Below are 15,356 nucleotides of genomic sequence, written 5' to 3' on the forward strand. Positions count from 1 at the left end.
ATAAGGGAACAGGTGCGAATTTCTCTATACTGGTAGACTCTTTCAATCAGGTGTCCCCTTATTGCTTCTGTGGCGTTTGATTTTTCATTTCTGACTGCCAAAGGGGGGGTAGCTGATCCAGCATTGCGTGTTTGGTTATGTTTCCATTAAAGGCATCGAGGCAGACGATCCTGTTTCTGTCGTCAATCAGATACGCTGCGCTATGTTTTTCAACTGGAAATGGTGCCTCCCCTGACAGGGTGCAGGTGATAACAGGGATAGAAACCCTGTTATTCATTCCTCCATGACCGCTTCGTACCTCATAACACATATCAGAGACAATATTCCAAGGTAGAAAAACACCTTCTTTGGGAATAACTCCACGTGATGAATCACAAAATATCATTACTCCACGTCTGTCTGCCCTAAGCATAAGCAGCGGTTTTAATAGCCGCCTCACATAGGCAACAAAACCCCAGATCATCAGAGGTACCATTATCCAAAGCATGGACCGTACAAGCACAGGCGTCTCATCATTTATGCGATTAAGTCCCAGGATGCACATGAAAAACACACCAGCACAAGCAGCTGTTGCAAATACCGCCAGTTTTCGTGAAAAGTAAATCTGGAGCACGGGCGTAACCTTCCTCTCCTGAATTGCCACTTTGTTGGATGGGGGCAGAGCATTTCTACATTTTAATATCAAAAGGGCATGGTTTTGACCTGCCAGTTTTATAGGGCAGTTCGCAAGCCTCTACTCTCTCTTTGTTGTTCGCTTCTGCCGTCAATCTCCAAAGCAGGTATGTACGCTGCGGGCACTCTCAATCCAGTCATGATCCAACGGCACTGTCTTACGTTTGCCGACGACATCCTTGAGCGCTACCTGCTCGACGCCATCACCCCGTGCAGCTACCATAACGCCGAATTCGCCTTTATTGATCAGGTCGGCACAGGCCGTTCCCAGTCGCGTGGCCAACAGGCGATCTCCCGCCGAAGGTGTCCCCCCGCGCTGCAGGTATCCAAGAATGGTGAGGCGTGATTCCAGACCGGTGAGCCCTTCCAGCTGTTGGGCCAGATGCAGGCTATTGCCCGGTTTGCTCTCCGCCACCCTTTCCTGGGCCTGCAGTTTCGGCGCTTTCTTCTTTTTGTCCAGCTTGTCCTTGCCCTCTTCAGCCAGCTTGGCGGCGACCTGTCGGGAAATGGCCCCCTCAGCCATGGCAACGATACTGAAACCCTGTCCGTTGTGGCTGCGACGCATGATAGCCGCGGCCACTTTCTCCACATCGTAGGGTATTTCCGGAATCAGAATGACATCGGCGCCGCCGGCAATGCCGGAACCCAGAGCCAGCCAGCCGGCCTTGTTCCCCATCAGTTCCAGAACAAGAATGCGATGATGGCTATGGGCCGTACTGTGCAGCCGATCAATCGCCTCTGTGGCAATGCCGAGAGCGGTATCAAAGCCAAAGGAGACATCGGTCAAGGGCACATCATTGTCGATGGTCTTGGGGAGTGTGATCACGTTCAGTCCCTGTTTCATCAGGTGATAGGCGTTCTTTTGTGTCCCGCCACCCCCCAGGCAGACCAGTGCATCCAGATGGTGCTTGCGGTAATTGTCCACGATGACATCGGTCATATCCCGCAACTTACCGGCAACAGGCATGGCATAGGGTTTGTCGCGACTCGTGCCGAGAATAGTTCCTCCCAGGGTGAGAATGCCTGAGAGTGCCGCTGAATCAAGCCGTTGGGTCCGGTTTTCCATCATGCCGCGAAAACCGTCGCGGAACCCGATCACCTTCATGCCATATCGTCCCAGAAGTGCCTTACCTACACCCCGGATAGCCGCATTAAGTCCCGGGCTGTCACCACCGGATGTCAGGATGCCGATCATTTTGCTCATGGCTGGAAGTCCTTTCCGTTATGAATTCCTTAAACTTTATTCTGGGAGGGCAGGGTGAAACCGGAAGAGCAGGTAGTGTCAGGACTACATTTATGACAATGTAAAATGTGTAGACCTGACACTGCTGTCACGAGCCAGTTCGGCTCCATATGCTAGGGCAGCGCGAATGTCGTCATGTTTGTCCAAGAGGTCAGGATTGTTTTTTGAGTGAGGGATCAATCCTCTTGTGACAGTCTCTGCATGCTTGCGGGCCTTTCTTCATCTCATTATGGCACTCTCGGCAGTTTTTATGCGCCCACTCTTTACCGAGGTCAGCAACCTTGCCCCCCTTTGGCGAGTCATGACATGTGGTGCAATCTTCCAACTTCAACTGGTGTCTTTTGTGCGGGAAGGTCACACTGTTCTTAGTTGTGGGCAATTCCATGATATCAGCCGAAAGGGCAATTCCGCTAAAAGCAACAACGGCAAAAACTGTGAATAGAATTGTCTTCATCTTAGTGTCTCCTTGTTGTTTGAGATATGAAACGAATCGGCAATTTTATCCGTTGACCAAGAAAAAAGGGGACAGGCTGGTTTTTAATGTTATCCGTCAATAAAGCATCCTGTCCCCATTTTAATCCTGGATAAAAAATATTTTTTATCTTGTTTCTTGGCTAACGATGTGGGCGCTGACCTGTCGGGCGGTTTTATTGCCCGGTCACGGTCCGGCGCCCTGATTAGGCATACCTATTCGCCTTCTCTATGAAATGGTGCCCCTTTGGGGGTGTAACATTGGAAAAGTTCTTTCGGGGCAGATGGGACTTTATTTATGAAATATGCACGGATGGCTTTTTCAGGTTCCTTTTCCACGTATCCTCCGAATTCAGCAGCAACCCGAAAACCCTTCTTTGTTCGATTGAGCACGAATATCCCCGGCTCAAGGTTAGAAAAATCAACTTCTACAACAATCCACTTTCCTGTTTTCTCAATCGTTCTGAATTCAAGTTTTCCTTTTTCTTTTTGGTACTTGTTTATGATGTCTTCAAGATATCTCTGAATTTCTTTTGCTTCCGATGAATTGCTTTCAACATGAACAACCTTGGAACAGTCATATTCTGTGGCCAAAGATACTTTATGAACCAATAACATCGCCATCAAAACCGTCAATGCTTGAACCAACAGTCTGTTCATATATTGCCTCATATTTTTTTCGCCTAACGGTGTGGGCGCTGACCTGACAGGTTTCCGGTCAAGTCTAAGCGGCTATGTTATGCGTTCTCAATTATTTTAGGACCGGTTTCAAATCCTTTTTCCCAACTTGCTCCGACTGAAGATATTTTTAGAATTGGTGTTCTTGATAGTTCACGCCAAGGCTCAATTGAAGAGTCATATTCAACGATTGAATACTCACGCTCACAGGTCTTCCAACTGGTGCATGGGCATTTGTTGGGTTCCTGGTTCCATGCAATTTTACTTCTTTCCTGGAGTTCGGTTAGCGCCTCGGAAAAACCAGCAAATCTACCACACCATTCTGCATGTATTTCATCCTCAATTATGAACAATATATTTCCTTTAGGCTTGATCGCTTAACTCATATTTGACCGGATCTGGCCATCCTCCCTTTTTGGAATGATGGGCGCAATAGCATGTGTAATAGGCTGATAAATATAAATTGTTTTCGAGCAATTTACGGGTGTGTGAATTGCTCATCCACCCACATGGAAAAATTTCTACTTCATCGAATCTGGTCTTCAAACACAAACCGGCGCCCGGAATATTCCGCGGCGCCGGTTGTGCTTCAGCGTTCAACTATGGAGAGAATCTCTCGTTATGCACATTCCGAATATCCGCACACATGGCAGACCGAACAACCACCCTCGTGCTCGACGATGCCGCCGAACTCGGGACAGGTGCCGCGCTCCTGAGAGTGCTAAGGCCATTATTTATTAGACCCCAAGTTCCTTCGCAAGATCCATTTCCTTACGCAGAACCGTATTGATGAGGGTACCCATGTCAATCTTGCGCTTTCTGGCCCGTTCCGAATAGAAAGACTCCAATACGCTGTCGAGGTAGACCGGTATTTTCATGTTCTCTGGCTTGCAATAAAACTTGCCTTGCTCGGCCTTTGAAAAATCATATTCTTTTTTCATTTTATCGTCCCGAACCATTATGAAATCACTTTGAGTTCCTGCCTGATTCGGTCAATCAGATAGGGACTGACCGCCTGTTCGGTCAGCAAATCGATCTTGACCCCAAGCAGTTCAGACAGTTCGCGTTCGATGCGAATCATACCAAGCAGGCTCTTCTGCTCTTTGAACCAGACCATGAGATCCAGATTACTGTCTGCTCGCGCCTCGTTACGGGCGTACGAGCCGAATACACCGATTTTCTCAGCACCATGTTGTCGCATGAAGCTGATTATTTGATCGTCAAACCGGGTTATTTGCGCCATTGGGAACCCTTCTCAGAGATGCTTGCAAGTTGTCGGTATTCTACCCGAACAGCTTAAAGTTGCAAGAGCGATTAAGCGTAGAATGAAATGAGAAACCGGAGCCCGGATAATTCCGCGCCGCCGGTTTTGTTTTCAGCAAATCTCCCTCAATCCCCCTTTCTCAAAGGGGGGGGTGACTATGCACATTCCGAAAACCGGGCAGTGTCCCTAGTTTTTCCTAGTTTTTCCCAGCCATGACCCCTTATTCGCATGTGTTGAGAACGATGAGATTTTCCGAGGAGAGGTCTACCCCAACGGTGTCCATTGGCTTGAAATTGCTCTGGAACCAATCGCGAAGTGGCACACCACCCAGAATGCGTGCAGTGCCATTGTTGTTTGCGCGGCGATTTAGCTTCGCCTCAATCTCGGCGCCGTCGCGTCCCAAACGCAGGCGCACCGGACCCTCAGTCTTTCGAATGTAGCGGTCATAGTCGACTATTACATTAAAGAAGCCCTGATTGAAATAGGTCTGCTGTAGCTTCAAATTAAAGACAGGCATCTTCTCCTCCCTAAGGGGTATCAACAGGGGGCAAATCTCCAAATCTCAAATTTGAATTTTGGAGACTTGACCCCTCTGCTTTTTCTGCCCCCCTGTTTTTTCTCAAAAACTGATTATACGATTGCTATTCCGCCGCTACAATTTGAGAATACGTTACCGCTCATTTTAATACCTGGAAGATTTGTTTCTGTTGGTGTCGCGTCGAATAAAAAGCCGTCAGGAGTGTAAAGTTTGACCGATATTTCCATTTCTGCTTGGGTTGCTTGTGACCTCTTTTTAATGTCGCAAATTATTGTCCCGGTTTTATTTTCAGTTAAGGTGTAGCGATCCATTCCGGTTGTTATGGTGTATTCAGATTGGTTGCCTTGCACGATTACACCTTTTCTGACCGTAGCGACTCTTGCACCTTGCTTGTTGAAAATGTCAAAATCAATGCCAAGCAAGCCATCGTCGCTTCTCCTGATGGTGAACAACGAAACACCTTTGTAATCTATGATGTTTGGAGTGTTGATATAAGTGTTTCCGCCAATTATTACTTTAAATTCATTCTCAACTTGCCACATAAGATTCTCCTTTATTGGGTTAATTTCTCGGTTCTTCAAAACATGACCGGCGCCCGGAATATTCCGCGGCGCCGGTCATGTTTCAGCGTTCAACTATGGAGAGAAGCTCTCGTTATGCACATTCCGAATACCCGCACACATGGCAGACCGAACAGCCACCCTCGTGCTCGACGATGCCGCCGCACTCGGGGCAGGCGCCGCGCTCCTGGACGGCCTTCTCAGTGTTGATGTCGTAGCCGTTGTTGATCATGTGATCCTGAATGGCCTTGGCAACCGCATCGGCACAGGAGGTCACGCGGTTGTCGCCGAAACCGGACGGGCAGTGGCAGGAGATACCCAGCAACTGCTTGACGACCTGGCGGGCCTGTACGCCGGAGCGCCAGGCTAACGATACCATGCGGCCGATGGCCTCGGACTGGGAAGCGGCGCAGCCGCCGGCCTTGCCCATGGTGGTGAACAGCTCGAACAGGCCGTTGTCATCCTCGTTGATCGTGATGTAGAGCGGACCGCAGCCGGTCTGCATCTGGTGGGTCTGACCCTTGAGCGCCTTGGGACGCTCGCGCTTGACGGCCTTCTTGTCATCCTCCACCGGAGTGGCGGCTACGGCGGCATGCTCTTCCTTCTTGGAGGTGGAGAGCACCTGCTCGTCGCGGGAACCGTCGCGGTAGATGGTGACACCCTTGCAGCCGGTTTCGTAGGCCATCATGTAAACCTTCTCCACATCGTCGATGGTGGCGGAGCTGGGGAAGTTGACGGTCTTGCTGACGGCGTTGTCCGTGTGCTGCTGGAAGGCGGCCTGCATCTGGATGTGGTCATGGGGTGTGATGTCGTGGGCCGTGACAAAGGCATGGCGCACATCGGCCGGCACCTCGGGGATGTCGGCACAGGTGCCGTGCTCGGCAATCTTCTTCATCAGCTCTTCCGAGTAGAAGCCGCGCTCTTTGGCAATCTGCTCGAACATCGGGTTGACCTCTATCATGACGTTCTTGTCCATGACGGTGCGGATGTAGGAGATGGCGAAAAGCGGCTCCACGCCCGAGGAGGCATTGGCGATGATCGAGATCGTACCGGTGGGTGCGATGGTGGTGACGGTGGCGTTGCGCATGGGGGGCGCGCCCTTCTTGTCGAAGATCGAACCCTTGTAGTTGGGGAAGGAGCCGCGCTTCTTGGCCAGTTCCTGTGAGGCCAGGTGTCCTTCGTCGTTGATGAACTTCATGACCTTCTTGCCCAGCTTGACGGCCTCTTCGGAACTGTAGGGCACGCCCAGCATGATCAGCATGTCGGCCCAGCCCATCAGTCCCAGGCCGATCTTGCGGTTGGCGTGGGTCATGTCGTGAATCTGCTCCAGGGGATAATTGTTGGCCTCGATGACGTTATCCAGGAAGTGGACCGAGTTGACGATGACCTCTTTCAGCTTCTTCCAGTCGATGGCGCCGTCGGTGACGAATTTGCCCATGTTGATCGAACCCAGGTTGCAGGATTCATAGGGGAGCAGCGGCTGCTCGCCGCAGGGGTTGGTGGATTCGATCTCGCCGACCAGCGGGGTAGGGTTGTCGCGGTTGAGGCGGTCGAGGAAGATGATGCCCGGCTCGCCGTTTTCCCAGGCCTGCTTGACGATCAGCTGGAAGACCTTGCGGGCGTTCTTGGTGCCGACCACCTTCTTGTCGCGCGGGTTGATCAGGTCGAATTCCTCGTCACGCTCCACGGCCTTCATGAAGTTTTCGGTCAGGCCGACGGAGATGTTGAAGTTGTTGAGCTGCTTCTGATCGGCCTTGCACATGATGAAATCCACGATGTTGGGGTGATCGACCCGCAGGATGGCCATGTTGGCGCCGCGGCGTGTGCCCCCCTGCTTGATGGTTTCGGTGGCGATGTCGAAGACCCGCATGAAGGAGAGCGGACCGCTGGAGATGCCGGTGGTGGAGCTGACCACGTCGTTGGCCGGACGCAGGCGCGAAAAGGAGAAGCCGGTGCCGCCGCCGGATTTGTGGATCAGGGCCGTGAACTTGACGGCGTCGAAGATCTCTTCCATGGAGTCGCCCACCGGCAGGACGAAACAGGCCGAGAGCTGGCCCAGCGGACGGCCGGCGTTCATCAGGGTCGGCGAGTTGGGCAGGAATTCGAAGCGGGTCATCATGTTGTAGAAGGTATCGGACAGCCCCTTGAGGTCAGCCTTCTTGTCGAATTTCTTGTCCGGTGCAGCAATGGTATCCGCGACCCGCCGGAACATGTCGGCCGGCGTCTCCAGAACTTTGCCCTCGACATCACGGCGCAGGTAGCGTTTTTCCAGAACAGTGATGGCGTTTTTGGAAAGTGCGGGAATGCTGTTTTTCGCGGATTCTTTTTTCATGTGGTTGTGTCTCCCTGGTGTTGAAATAAATGTTGAGTGAAATCGCTGGATTTGGCGAGTGTGGTCTGGAATGCGTGAAACACTAGATTTAGTGTCGCGGCAAGAAATAAACCACAACATATATGGAGAGTCAACACAATATTTATTAAAAACATAACTTGTTGAAAGCACTTGAAAACAGCCTTTATGCGTACTGCCGGACAGATTTGTTAACAAAATCAACAATGAATTTACAGTACCTGCAAATTGTGCTAGAAAATGTAGCGATTATACTCAGGAAACAGGTTCTATGCCAATTGTCTCAGGTTGTGATATATGCAGTGCCGACGAGTTGCAGGAGCAGGTCAGGGCCCTTAACGACCTGATCGATGTTGCCCGGGCTTCGGTCTCTACCATCGAGCTTGACGCTCTGTTGAAGGCGATTCTGGACAGCGCCATGCGCTTTACCGGCATCCCCGCCGGCAGTGTGGCCCTGTACGACAACCGCACCGGAGACCTGACGCTGCGCGCCCATAGCGGCTTGAGCCCGGAGTTCGTGGCACGCAGCTCCTGGGCGGTGACGCCGGGCGGGCTGACCGACCAGCTGCTGCAGCATGACGAAATCCTGTTTGTCGAAGATACGGAACAGGTGGATTTCTTCAATAACCCGCTGGCGGTCAAGGAAGGCATCCGTTCACTGATCTGCATCCCGCTGGTCACCAAGGGGAGCATCCACGGTGTACTGTATCTGGATGATTTTGTGCCGCGCTCGTTCGACAAAGACCGCATGAAACTGATTTCCGTTCTGGCCTCGTTCGCGGCCATGGCTATTGAAAACGCCAAACTTCATCACGAAACCTTCCAGATGGCTATTACGGATGCCCTGACCGGTCTGTATAATCGCCGCTATTTCGATCAGGAACTGCCCCAGGAACTGGAGCGCGCCTCCCGCTATAACCAGTCATTCGGACTGCTGATGATTGATGTGGATAATTTCAAAAGTTTCAATGATACCTACGGACATCCCATGGGAGACCGCATCCTGGCGACCATTGCCGCATCCGTTGAAAAGGCCCTGCGCAGTGTTGATTTTGCGTTCCGCTACGGCGGCGAGGAGCTGACCATCATCCTGCCGGAGACCTCCCGCAAGAGCGCCTGCAAGGTGGCCGAGCGCATCAGGCAGCGGATTGTCGCTGATACCAGAAAGTTGATGCGCAGCATTTCCAAGGAGCCGATTACGGTCAGTGTGGGGGTGGCCTGCTATCCTGCTGACGGGGAGAATGCTGACGTGCTGGTTGCCCGGGCCGACGATCTGATGTACCAGGCCAAGTCTGCCGGCAAGAACTGTGTGCGCTGCTGTGCGGATGTCACGCAATGAGGCGGAAAACGGCGATCGCCCTCCGCTCCCTGCTCCCCGGTCTGTGCTGTGCGGTGTGGCTGATTGTTCTGTGTGTGGTGTTGCCGGCGTCTGCTGCGAGCGTGCCGCAGAGCCGGAAAGCGGCCAGTGAGCAGGCTACTGCAACGTATGTCAATGCAACGCTGACCGAAGATACCGCCTGGCGCGGGGTCATTGTCGTCAAGGGCTATCTGGTTGTCGCACCGCAGGCTACGCTGCGAATTGAACCGGGAACAGTCATACGCTTCCTGCCGGTCAAAGGTGTCCGTCCGTTGCCCCGTCTGGTTGTCATGGGCCGGATTCAGAGCGTCGGTACGCTTGATCGCCCGGTCCTGTTTGCACCGCAGTATGCAATTTCAAACAGGGGTGATTGGGGCGGTGTGCTGCTGCTGTCCAGTGAAAAACGCAATCAATTTGAACACTGCCGCATTGAAGGTGCTGAAACAGGTCTGGAAGGACGTTTTTCAACCGTCAGCGCCAAAGCGCTTTCGATCACCGGCTGCACGACCGGCTGTAGTTTGCGAGACAGTACCGCCACACTGACAGCAGCGAACATCAGCACCTGCGAAACCGGCGTTATGGTGCATGACAGTGAAGTCGAGCTGCGGGATGCTGCGCTGGCCGGCAATAAACGCGGCATGCTTCTGTACCGTTCTTCGGTGGTGATGTCGGCGGTGATGGTAACCGGCAGCAGCCAGCAGGCCATCCTGTCCGAGGAGTGCCGCCTCAAGTTCAGCTCCTGCGAAATTTCCGACAACGCGCTTGGTGCCCGGATCAGCGGGGGGGAAGGACAGGTATTCCTGTCCCGTTTTATACGGAATCGGGATGTTGCACTGCATCTTGCCGCTGCCCGCCTGAAGATCAGCCGCTGCCAGATATCACACAATATGCTTGACGGGCTGAAGCTGGAAGATGATCGTGCCACGCTCTGGGGTAATGCCATCACCAGCAATGGCGGCAACAACCTCGTGTACAGCGGGTCGGACACGGTGAATGTCATGCAGAACTGGTGGGGCAGCAGCGATGAAGCTTCCATCGTGGCCAAGCTCTCAGCTGCTGCCGCTGCCCTGCGCAGCGCTGCAGTGAATGTATATCCCTGGTTGTCCGAGAAGCCGGCAATATTTCCCTGATTCACCCCGAGACCATGTCAATCTACCTCGATAATGCAGCTACCTCATATCCCAAGCCGGAATCCGTCTATCAGGCGGTTATGCATGCCATGCGCGAGGTCGGCGCATCTCCCGGCAGAGGCGGCCATCGCCGCTCGCTGGAGGCCGGACGCATCATGTTCCAGGCCCGCGAGGCCGCCGCAGCCCTCTTTGGCGTTCCCGATTCCTCCCGGATCATCTTCACCCACAGCGCCACCGAGGCCCTCAACATGGCTTTGCGGGGCACACTGGTGCCGGGTGATCACGTCATAACCAGTTCCATGGAGCACAACTCCCTGGTCCGTCCCCTCCATCTGCTGCAGCAGCAGGGGGTAGTGCTGACGATCGTTAAGGCGGGTGCCGACGGATGTATCGATCCTGCGGACATTGCCCGGGCATTGACACCTCAGACCCGCATGGTTGCGGTTGGACATGTTTCCAATGTTTCCGGGACCATCCAGCCGATTGCCGCTATCGCAGCCGTTGCGCGGGAAGCCGGGGCCCTGTTTCTGCTGGATGCGGCCCAGTCGGCCGGCTGTCTGCCGATTGATGTGGTCTCCGGCAACATTGACCTGCTGGCCGTCCCCGGACACAAGGGGTTGTACGGCCCTCAGGGTACCGGCCTGCTGTATGCAGCGGCCCATGTGCCCTTGAAGCCGCTCCTGAGCGGCGGCACCGGCACCAATTCCACCTCGGAAGATCAGCCGGGGGCCCTGCCGGAAGGTTTTGAAGCCGGTACCCACAATCTGCCGGGGATCGCGGGGCTCAAGGCCGGTATCGAATTTGTTCTGGAGCAGGGTGTGGCAGTGATTGGCGACCATGAACGGAGCCTGGTGACCCATGCCATGGAGAGACTGCAGAAGGTGCCGGGCATTACGCTGTACGGTCCGGCGGATGCCGCACTGCGGGGGGCGGTCCTCTCCTTCACGATCGTTGGTCATGATGCTTCCGATCTCGCATTCCAGCTGGATCAGCGCTTTGATATTGCCGTGCGGGCCGGTCTGCACTGTGCTCCGCGCGCCCACTGCACGCTGGGCACCTTCCCCGGCGGCACCGTGCGGGTGAGTCCCGGCTGGTTTACTACTCGCGAAGACATTGCTATTTTTACTGATGCCGTTGTAACATGCATATCATAAGATACGGCGCAGTGAGCCTGTCTTCTGTTCTTTACATCCCCACTCAGACCTGAAAGGACATCATGAAAAACTTTATCCTTGATACCAATGTACTGCTCCATGATCCCCAAGCCCTGTTCAAGTTCGAAGACAACAATATTGTTATACCGATCACGGTAATCGAGGAAATCGATCGATTCAAGAAGGACATGAATGAAACCGGGCGCAATGCCCGCCAGATCTCACGCATTCTGGATACCATGCGTGAAAAAGGGTCGCTGGCGACCGGGATTTCCATGCCGGGCGGCGGCACCCTGCGGGTGGTGCTGTTCACGGAGAAAAACCTCAAACACCTGCCGGTCGATCTGCGGGAGGATAGCGGCGACAACCGCATCCTGTCCGTTGCCATGGACATACGCGACCAGTTTCCGGACATCCAGCTGATCTTTGTCACCAAGGACAGCAACCTGCGGATCAAGTCGGATGCCATCGGCCTGGTCGCCGAGGATTACGAGTCCGACAAGGTCGATATCCAGGAGCTGTATTCCGGCACCCGCACCATCGAAGTCCCGGCTGAGGCGGTTGACCGGTTTTATGGTCAGGGATGGCTGGAAACGCCGGGAGAACTTCTGCCGAACGAGTTCATTACCATCGTGGACAGTACCAATCCTGCTCACAGCGCCATCTGCCGTAATTCACCGGAGAACGGCCGTATCGTGCCGGTGCGCAAGGTACCCAAAGAGGGTATCTGGAGCCTGTTTCCCCGCAACCGTGAACAGTCGTTTGCCCTGGATGTACTTATGGATGACAGCATCAAGCTGGTGACACTGGTCGGCAAGGCCGGTACCGGCAAGACCCTGCTGGCAATCGCTGCCGGTTTGCACAAGACCGCTGAAGAAAACGTTTATAACCGTTTGCTGGTCTCCCGCCCGGTCTTTCCCATGGGCAAGGATCTGGGCTTTCTGCCCGGCGATATCGAGGAGAAACTGACGCCCTGGATGCAGCCGATCTTCGACAATGTGGAGTTGCTGCTCTCCGGTCATGAAACCGATAAACGTCACAGCAATAAAGGTTACAAGGAGCTGATGGCTATGGGGCTGCTGGATATCGAACCGCTGACCTATATCCGCGGCCGCTCGATTCCCAATCAGTACCTGATCGTGGACGAAGCCCAGAACCTGACGCCGCACGAGATAAAAACCATTGTAACCAGGGTGGGGGAGGGGACCAAGATCATCCTGACCGGCGACCCCTACCAGATCGACAACCCTTATGTAGATTCATCCAGTAACGGTCTGACCTTCCTGGTCGAGAAGTTCAAGGGTCAGCGCATCGCCGCCCATGTTACCCTCACGAAAGGTGAGCGTTCGGAACTGGCTGAGCTGGCCGCGAATCTATTATAATCAGAAATCCACCATGGAGGCACGGAGACACGGAGGTACCTTTACTCTGATGATCTCCGTGCCTCCGTGTCTCCGTGGTAAGGGTTTGAGAATACATGCTAGTTCTAGCAATTGAAACATCCTGTGATGAAACCGCCGCCGCTGTGGTGCGCGATGGCCGCGAAATCCTTTCGTCGGTAGTCTCCTCACAGATTGCCATACATGCCGATTACGGCGGCGTCGTGCCGGAGATCGCCTCCCGCAAACATCTGGAGATGATCTCCCCGGTGATCAGCCAGGCCCTGCAGGATGCCGGTGTCGGGTTGACCGACATAGAGGGCATCGCGGTGACTCGCGGTCCGGGGCTGTCTGGCGCGCTCCTGGTGGGACTGTCCACGGCCAAGGCGATTGCGTTTGCGTGCGGGATACCGTTTGTGGGCGTGCATCATATCGAAGGACATCTCTTCGCAGGTTTCCTTGAACAACCGGTCCCCTTTCCCTTTCTGGCCCTGGTCGTTTCAGGGGGGCACACCCACCTGTATCATGTTGAGGGTTTCGGCCGCTATACCACACTGGGCAGGACCGTTGATGACGCCGCCGGAGAGGCCTTTGACAAGTCGGCAAAAATCATGGGGCTGGAGTATCCCGGAGGCGCCAAGATCGATCTGATGTCCCGGGATGGTGACAGCACGGCCGTGCGTCTGCCCCGGCCGCTGATGCATGACGGTAGCCTCAATTTCAGTTTCAGCGGGCTCAAAACCGCCATGCTGCACCATATCACACAGCACCCGGTAACCATTCCGGGCCAGGCCGCCAACGACCTGTGTGCATCCTTCCAGCAGGCGGTCTGCGATGTACTGGTGGCCAAAACCGGATCAGCCATAGAAAAAACCGCTGCGCAGCGGCTGGTTGTGGCCGGCGGCGTCGCCTGCAACAGTGGACTGCGCTCGGCAATGGCGGCCCTGGCCAAAGAGCGGCGCGTGGAGCTGCATATTCCGCAGCCGGCCCTGTGCGGAGACAACGCCGCCATGCTGGCGGTGCCGGGCAATTTTTATCTGAGTGAAGGGCTTGTGTCCCCCTCCTCGCTGGATGTTACTGCAACCTGGGAAATGGATCGAATCAAGGAGATATTTCTGTGAGCTCTGGCCGCCGCCCTCTCAAGGCATTGGGACAAAACTTTCTCGTCGATGGGAACATCATCGAGAAGATCATCCGTAGCGCTGACATTCACCCGGAGGACAGTGTCCTGGAGATCGGACCCGGTCGGGGAGCATTGACCGAAATCCTGGCTGACCGGGCCGGTCGCCTGGTCCTGATAGAATTCGACCACGCCCTGGCTGCGGGCTTGAAAAGACGCTTTGCGCATGATCCGCGTGTGACGGTTATTGATGGTGATGTGCTGGCCGTTGACCTGGCGGAAATACTGTCTGCGGCTGATAGCTGGAAGGTGGTCGCAAATCTGCCCTACAATATCTCTACGGCGGTTCTGTTCCGTCTGCTGGAAGTGCGGGGCAAGCTGTCCAGGATGGTCCTGATGCTGCAAAAAGAGGTCGGTGATCGACTGGTGGCACTGCCGGACTGCAAGGATTATGGCGTAACGACGGTCCTGCTGGGGCTCTGGTTTGACATGCGCCGCGAATTTCTGGTGCACCCGGGCTGTTTTCACCCCAGTCCCAAGGTTGATTCTGCGGTGCTAAGTTTTGTGCCGTTGGCGGCGCCGCGCGTGGCAGTGGGGGATGAGGTCGTGTTCAAGCGGGTAGTGAAGGGGGCTTTTGCCATGCGCCGCAAAACATTGATCAACTGCCTGAAAGCCGCCGAACTGGTGCCGCTCGATGAGCTGCCCGGGATTCTGGCCGAATGCAGGATTGATGGCAAGCGGCGTGGGGAGACGCTTGCCCTGGATGAGTTTGCACACCTGTCGCGACGTTTTTCCGAAGTGACTGTATAAAAAAAACCGCCGTAACGGCGGTTTTTTTGTAGATCAGGGCTTTGCTTTAACCGCTTTGGTCTTGACCGGCTTTGTTTTGGCAGGCTTTAAGGGTTTTGCTGCAGCTGCCGGTTTCAGCGGAGCTGTTTTTACCGTTTTTTCGGCTTTTGCAACAACTGCCGTTGGCTTGGTCTTTGGAGCCGCAGCCTTGTTTTTGGCCGCCCGAACTGCGCGTGCCTTTTCCAGGTTGGCTGCCAGATTGTTCTCATTGGCTGACTTGCGGCGGGCTTCGGAGTAGTTTTTTGCTGTCAGGGACTGGCTGGAAGGGATGCTGAACTGCCTGCGGTACTGCCCCGGTTTCAGGTCGTGGGCCTGTTTCAGGTGCCGAGTCAGGGTTTTGAATCCGGTCTTGCCGCACACCAGGCAACCGACCTGGTCATTCTGGAATGCTTTTTTCAGTGTCATGGCGGGCGCGGCGGCCGTGTCGGCAGCAGGTTCTGCGACGCTACCATCTGTATCAAGCTTTTTGAGGGTTGCAAAAACCCTGTTTATCTCCTGAATCAATTCATCACTCGACATTTCTGTGCCGACTGCATGTGAAGAAACAATGCTGGCGGTAAGTTCAACAAGCGAAGATGTCATACGTAACCT

Annotated in this window: 17 protein-coding genes; 6 read left to right on the plus strand and 11 right to left on the minus strand. The window is 54.3% G+C overall.

What is annotated here, in order from left to right; genetic code table 11:
* Nucleotides 1–58: 58 nt before the first annotated feature.
* The 10 genes from ACOCF6_RS19570 to ACOCF6_RS19615 form a co-directional block, all read right to left on the minus strand.
* Nucleotides 59–613 (minus strand): hypothetical protein, encoded by a 555-nt coding sequence (locus ACOCF6_RS19570; protein ID WP_482461999.1) that lies wholly within the window; start codon nt 611–613, stop codon nt 59–61.
* Nucleotides 614–763: 150 nt separating this feature from the next.
* Nucleotides 764–1,876 carry a 6-phosphofructokinase gene (locus ACOCF6_RS19575; RefSeq protein WP_482462000.1) on the minus strand — a complete coding sequence of 371 codons (1,113 nt, stop codon included), beginning with the start codon at nt 1,874–1,876 and terminating at the stop codon, nt 764–766.
* Between the two features lie 190 nt (nt 1,877–2,066).
* The gene (locus tag ACOCF6_RS19580) at nt 2,067–2,369 is read right to left on the minus strand and encodes a cytochrome c3 family protein (protein WP_482462001.1); all 303 of its coding nucleotides are present in this window, start codon (nt 2,367–2,369) and stop codon (nt 2,067–2,069) included.
* Between the two features lie 233 nt (nt 2,370–2,602).
* Nucleotides 2,603–3,046: a hypothetical protein gene (locus tag ACOCF6_RS19585; protein WP_482462002.1), complete on the minus strand. Its 444-nt coding sequence runs from the start codon at nt 3,044–3,046 to the stop codon at nt 2,603–2,605.
* Between the two features lie 77 nt (nt 3,047–3,123).
* Nucleotides 3,124–3,417 (minus strand): hypothetical protein, encoded by a 294-nt coding sequence (locus ACOCF6_RS19590; RefSeq protein WP_482462003.1) that lies wholly within the window; start codon nt 3,415–3,417, stop codon nt 3,124–3,126.
* A gap of 384 nt (nt 3,418–3,801) precedes the next feature.
* On the minus strand, nt 3,802–4,005 hold the full coding sequence (locus ACOCF6_RS19595; protein ID WP_482462004.1) for a hypothetical protein: 204 nt from the start codon (nt 4,003–4,005) through the stop codon (nt 3,802–3,804).
* 17 nt (nt 4,006–4,022) lie between these two features.
* On the minus strand, nt 4,023–4,307 hold the full coding sequence (locus ACOCF6_RS19600; RefSeq protein ID WP_482462005.1) for a nucleotidyltransferase family protein: 285 nt from the start codon (nt 4,305–4,307) through the stop codon (nt 4,023–4,025).
* 241 nt (nt 4,308–4,548) lie between these two features.
* A complete protein-coding gene (locus ACOCF6_RS19605; RefSeq protein WP_482462006.1) occupies nt 4,549–4,845 on the minus strand; it encodes a hypothetical protein in 297 nt (98 codons plus the stop codon).
* A 113-nt stretch (nt 4,846–4,958) separates the two neighbouring features.
* Nucleotides 4,959–5,408 carry a hypothetical protein gene (locus ACOCF6_RS19610; protein WP_482462007.1) on the minus strand — a complete coding sequence of 150 codons (450 nt, stop codon included), beginning with the start codon at nt 5,406–5,408 and terminating at the stop codon, nt 4,959–4,961.
* A 112-nt stretch (nt 5,409–5,520) separates the two neighbouring features.
* Nucleotides 5,521–7,758 (minus strand): vitamin B12-dependent ribonucleotide reductase, encoded by a 2,238-nt coding sequence (locus ACOCF6_RS19615; protein WP_482462008.1) that lies wholly within the window; start codon nt 7,756–7,758, stop codon nt 5,521–5,523.
* Between the two features lie 289 nt (nt 7,759–8,047).
* Between ACOCF6_RS19615 and ACOCF6_RS19620 the strand changes: the two genes are divergently transcribed.
* The 6 genes from ACOCF6_RS19620 (at nt 8,048) to rsmA (ending at nt 14,726) form a co-directional block, all read left to right on the plus strand.
* The gene (locus ACOCF6_RS19620) at nt 8,048–9,115 is read left to right on the plus strand and encodes a GGDEF domain-containing protein (protein WP_482462009.1); all 1,068 of its coding nucleotides are present in this window, start codon (nt 8,048–8,050) and stop codon (nt 9,113–9,115) included.
* Nucleotides 9,112–10,263: a right-handed parallel beta-helix repeat-containing protein gene (locus ACOCF6_RS19625; RefSeq protein WP_482462010.1), complete on the plus strand. Its 1,152-nt coding sequence runs from the start codon at nt 9,112–9,114 to the stop codon at nt 10,261–10,263. The genes ACOCF6_RS19620 and ACOCF6_RS19625 overlap by 4 nt, the downstream gene beginning before the upstream one ends.
* A gap of 14 nt (nt 10,264–10,277) precedes the next feature.
* Nucleotides 10,278–11,417 (plus strand): aminotransferase class V-fold PLP-dependent enzyme, encoded by a 1,140-nt coding sequence (locus tag ACOCF6_RS19630; protein ID WP_482462011.1) that lies wholly within the window; start codon nt 10,278–10,280, stop codon nt 11,415–11,417.
* A gap of 62 nt (nt 11,418–11,479) precedes the next feature.
* Nucleotides 11,480–12,799 carry a PhoH family protein gene (locus ACOCF6_RS19635; protein WP_482462012.1) on the plus strand — a complete coding sequence of 440 codons (1,320 nt, stop codon included), beginning with the start codon at nt 11,480–11,482 and terminating at the stop codon, nt 12,797–12,799.
* Between the two features lie 95 nt (nt 12,800–12,894).
* On the plus strand, nt 12,895–13,917 hold the full coding sequence (tsaD, locus tag ACOCF6_RS19640) for a tRNA (adenosine(37)-N6)-threonylcarbamoyltransferase complex transferase subunit TsaD (RefSeq protein WP_482462013.1): 1,023 nt from the start codon (nt 12,895–12,897) through the stop codon (nt 13,915–13,917).
* Complete coding sequence (rsmA, locus tag ACOCF6_RS19645) at nt 13,914–14,726, plus strand: 16S rRNA (adenine(1518)-N(6)/adenine(1519)-N(6))-dimethyltransferase RsmA (protein WP_482462014.1); 813 nt, start codon at nt 13,914–13,916, stop codon at nt 14,724–14,726. Before tsaD ends, rsmA begins: the two co-directional genes overlap by 4 nt.
* A 33-nt stretch (nt 14,727–14,759) precedes the next feature.
* Here the strand turns inward: rsmA and ACOCF6_RS19650 are convergent, their stop codons facing one another.
* Entirely contained in the window at nt 14,760–15,347 is a 588-nt protein-coding gene (locus ACOCF6_RS19650; protein WP_482462015.1) for a MucR family transcriptional regulator, read from the minus strand.
* Nucleotides 15,348–15,356: the final 9 nt, after the last annotated feature.

The organism is Geobacter psychrophilus (assembly GCF_056821595.1).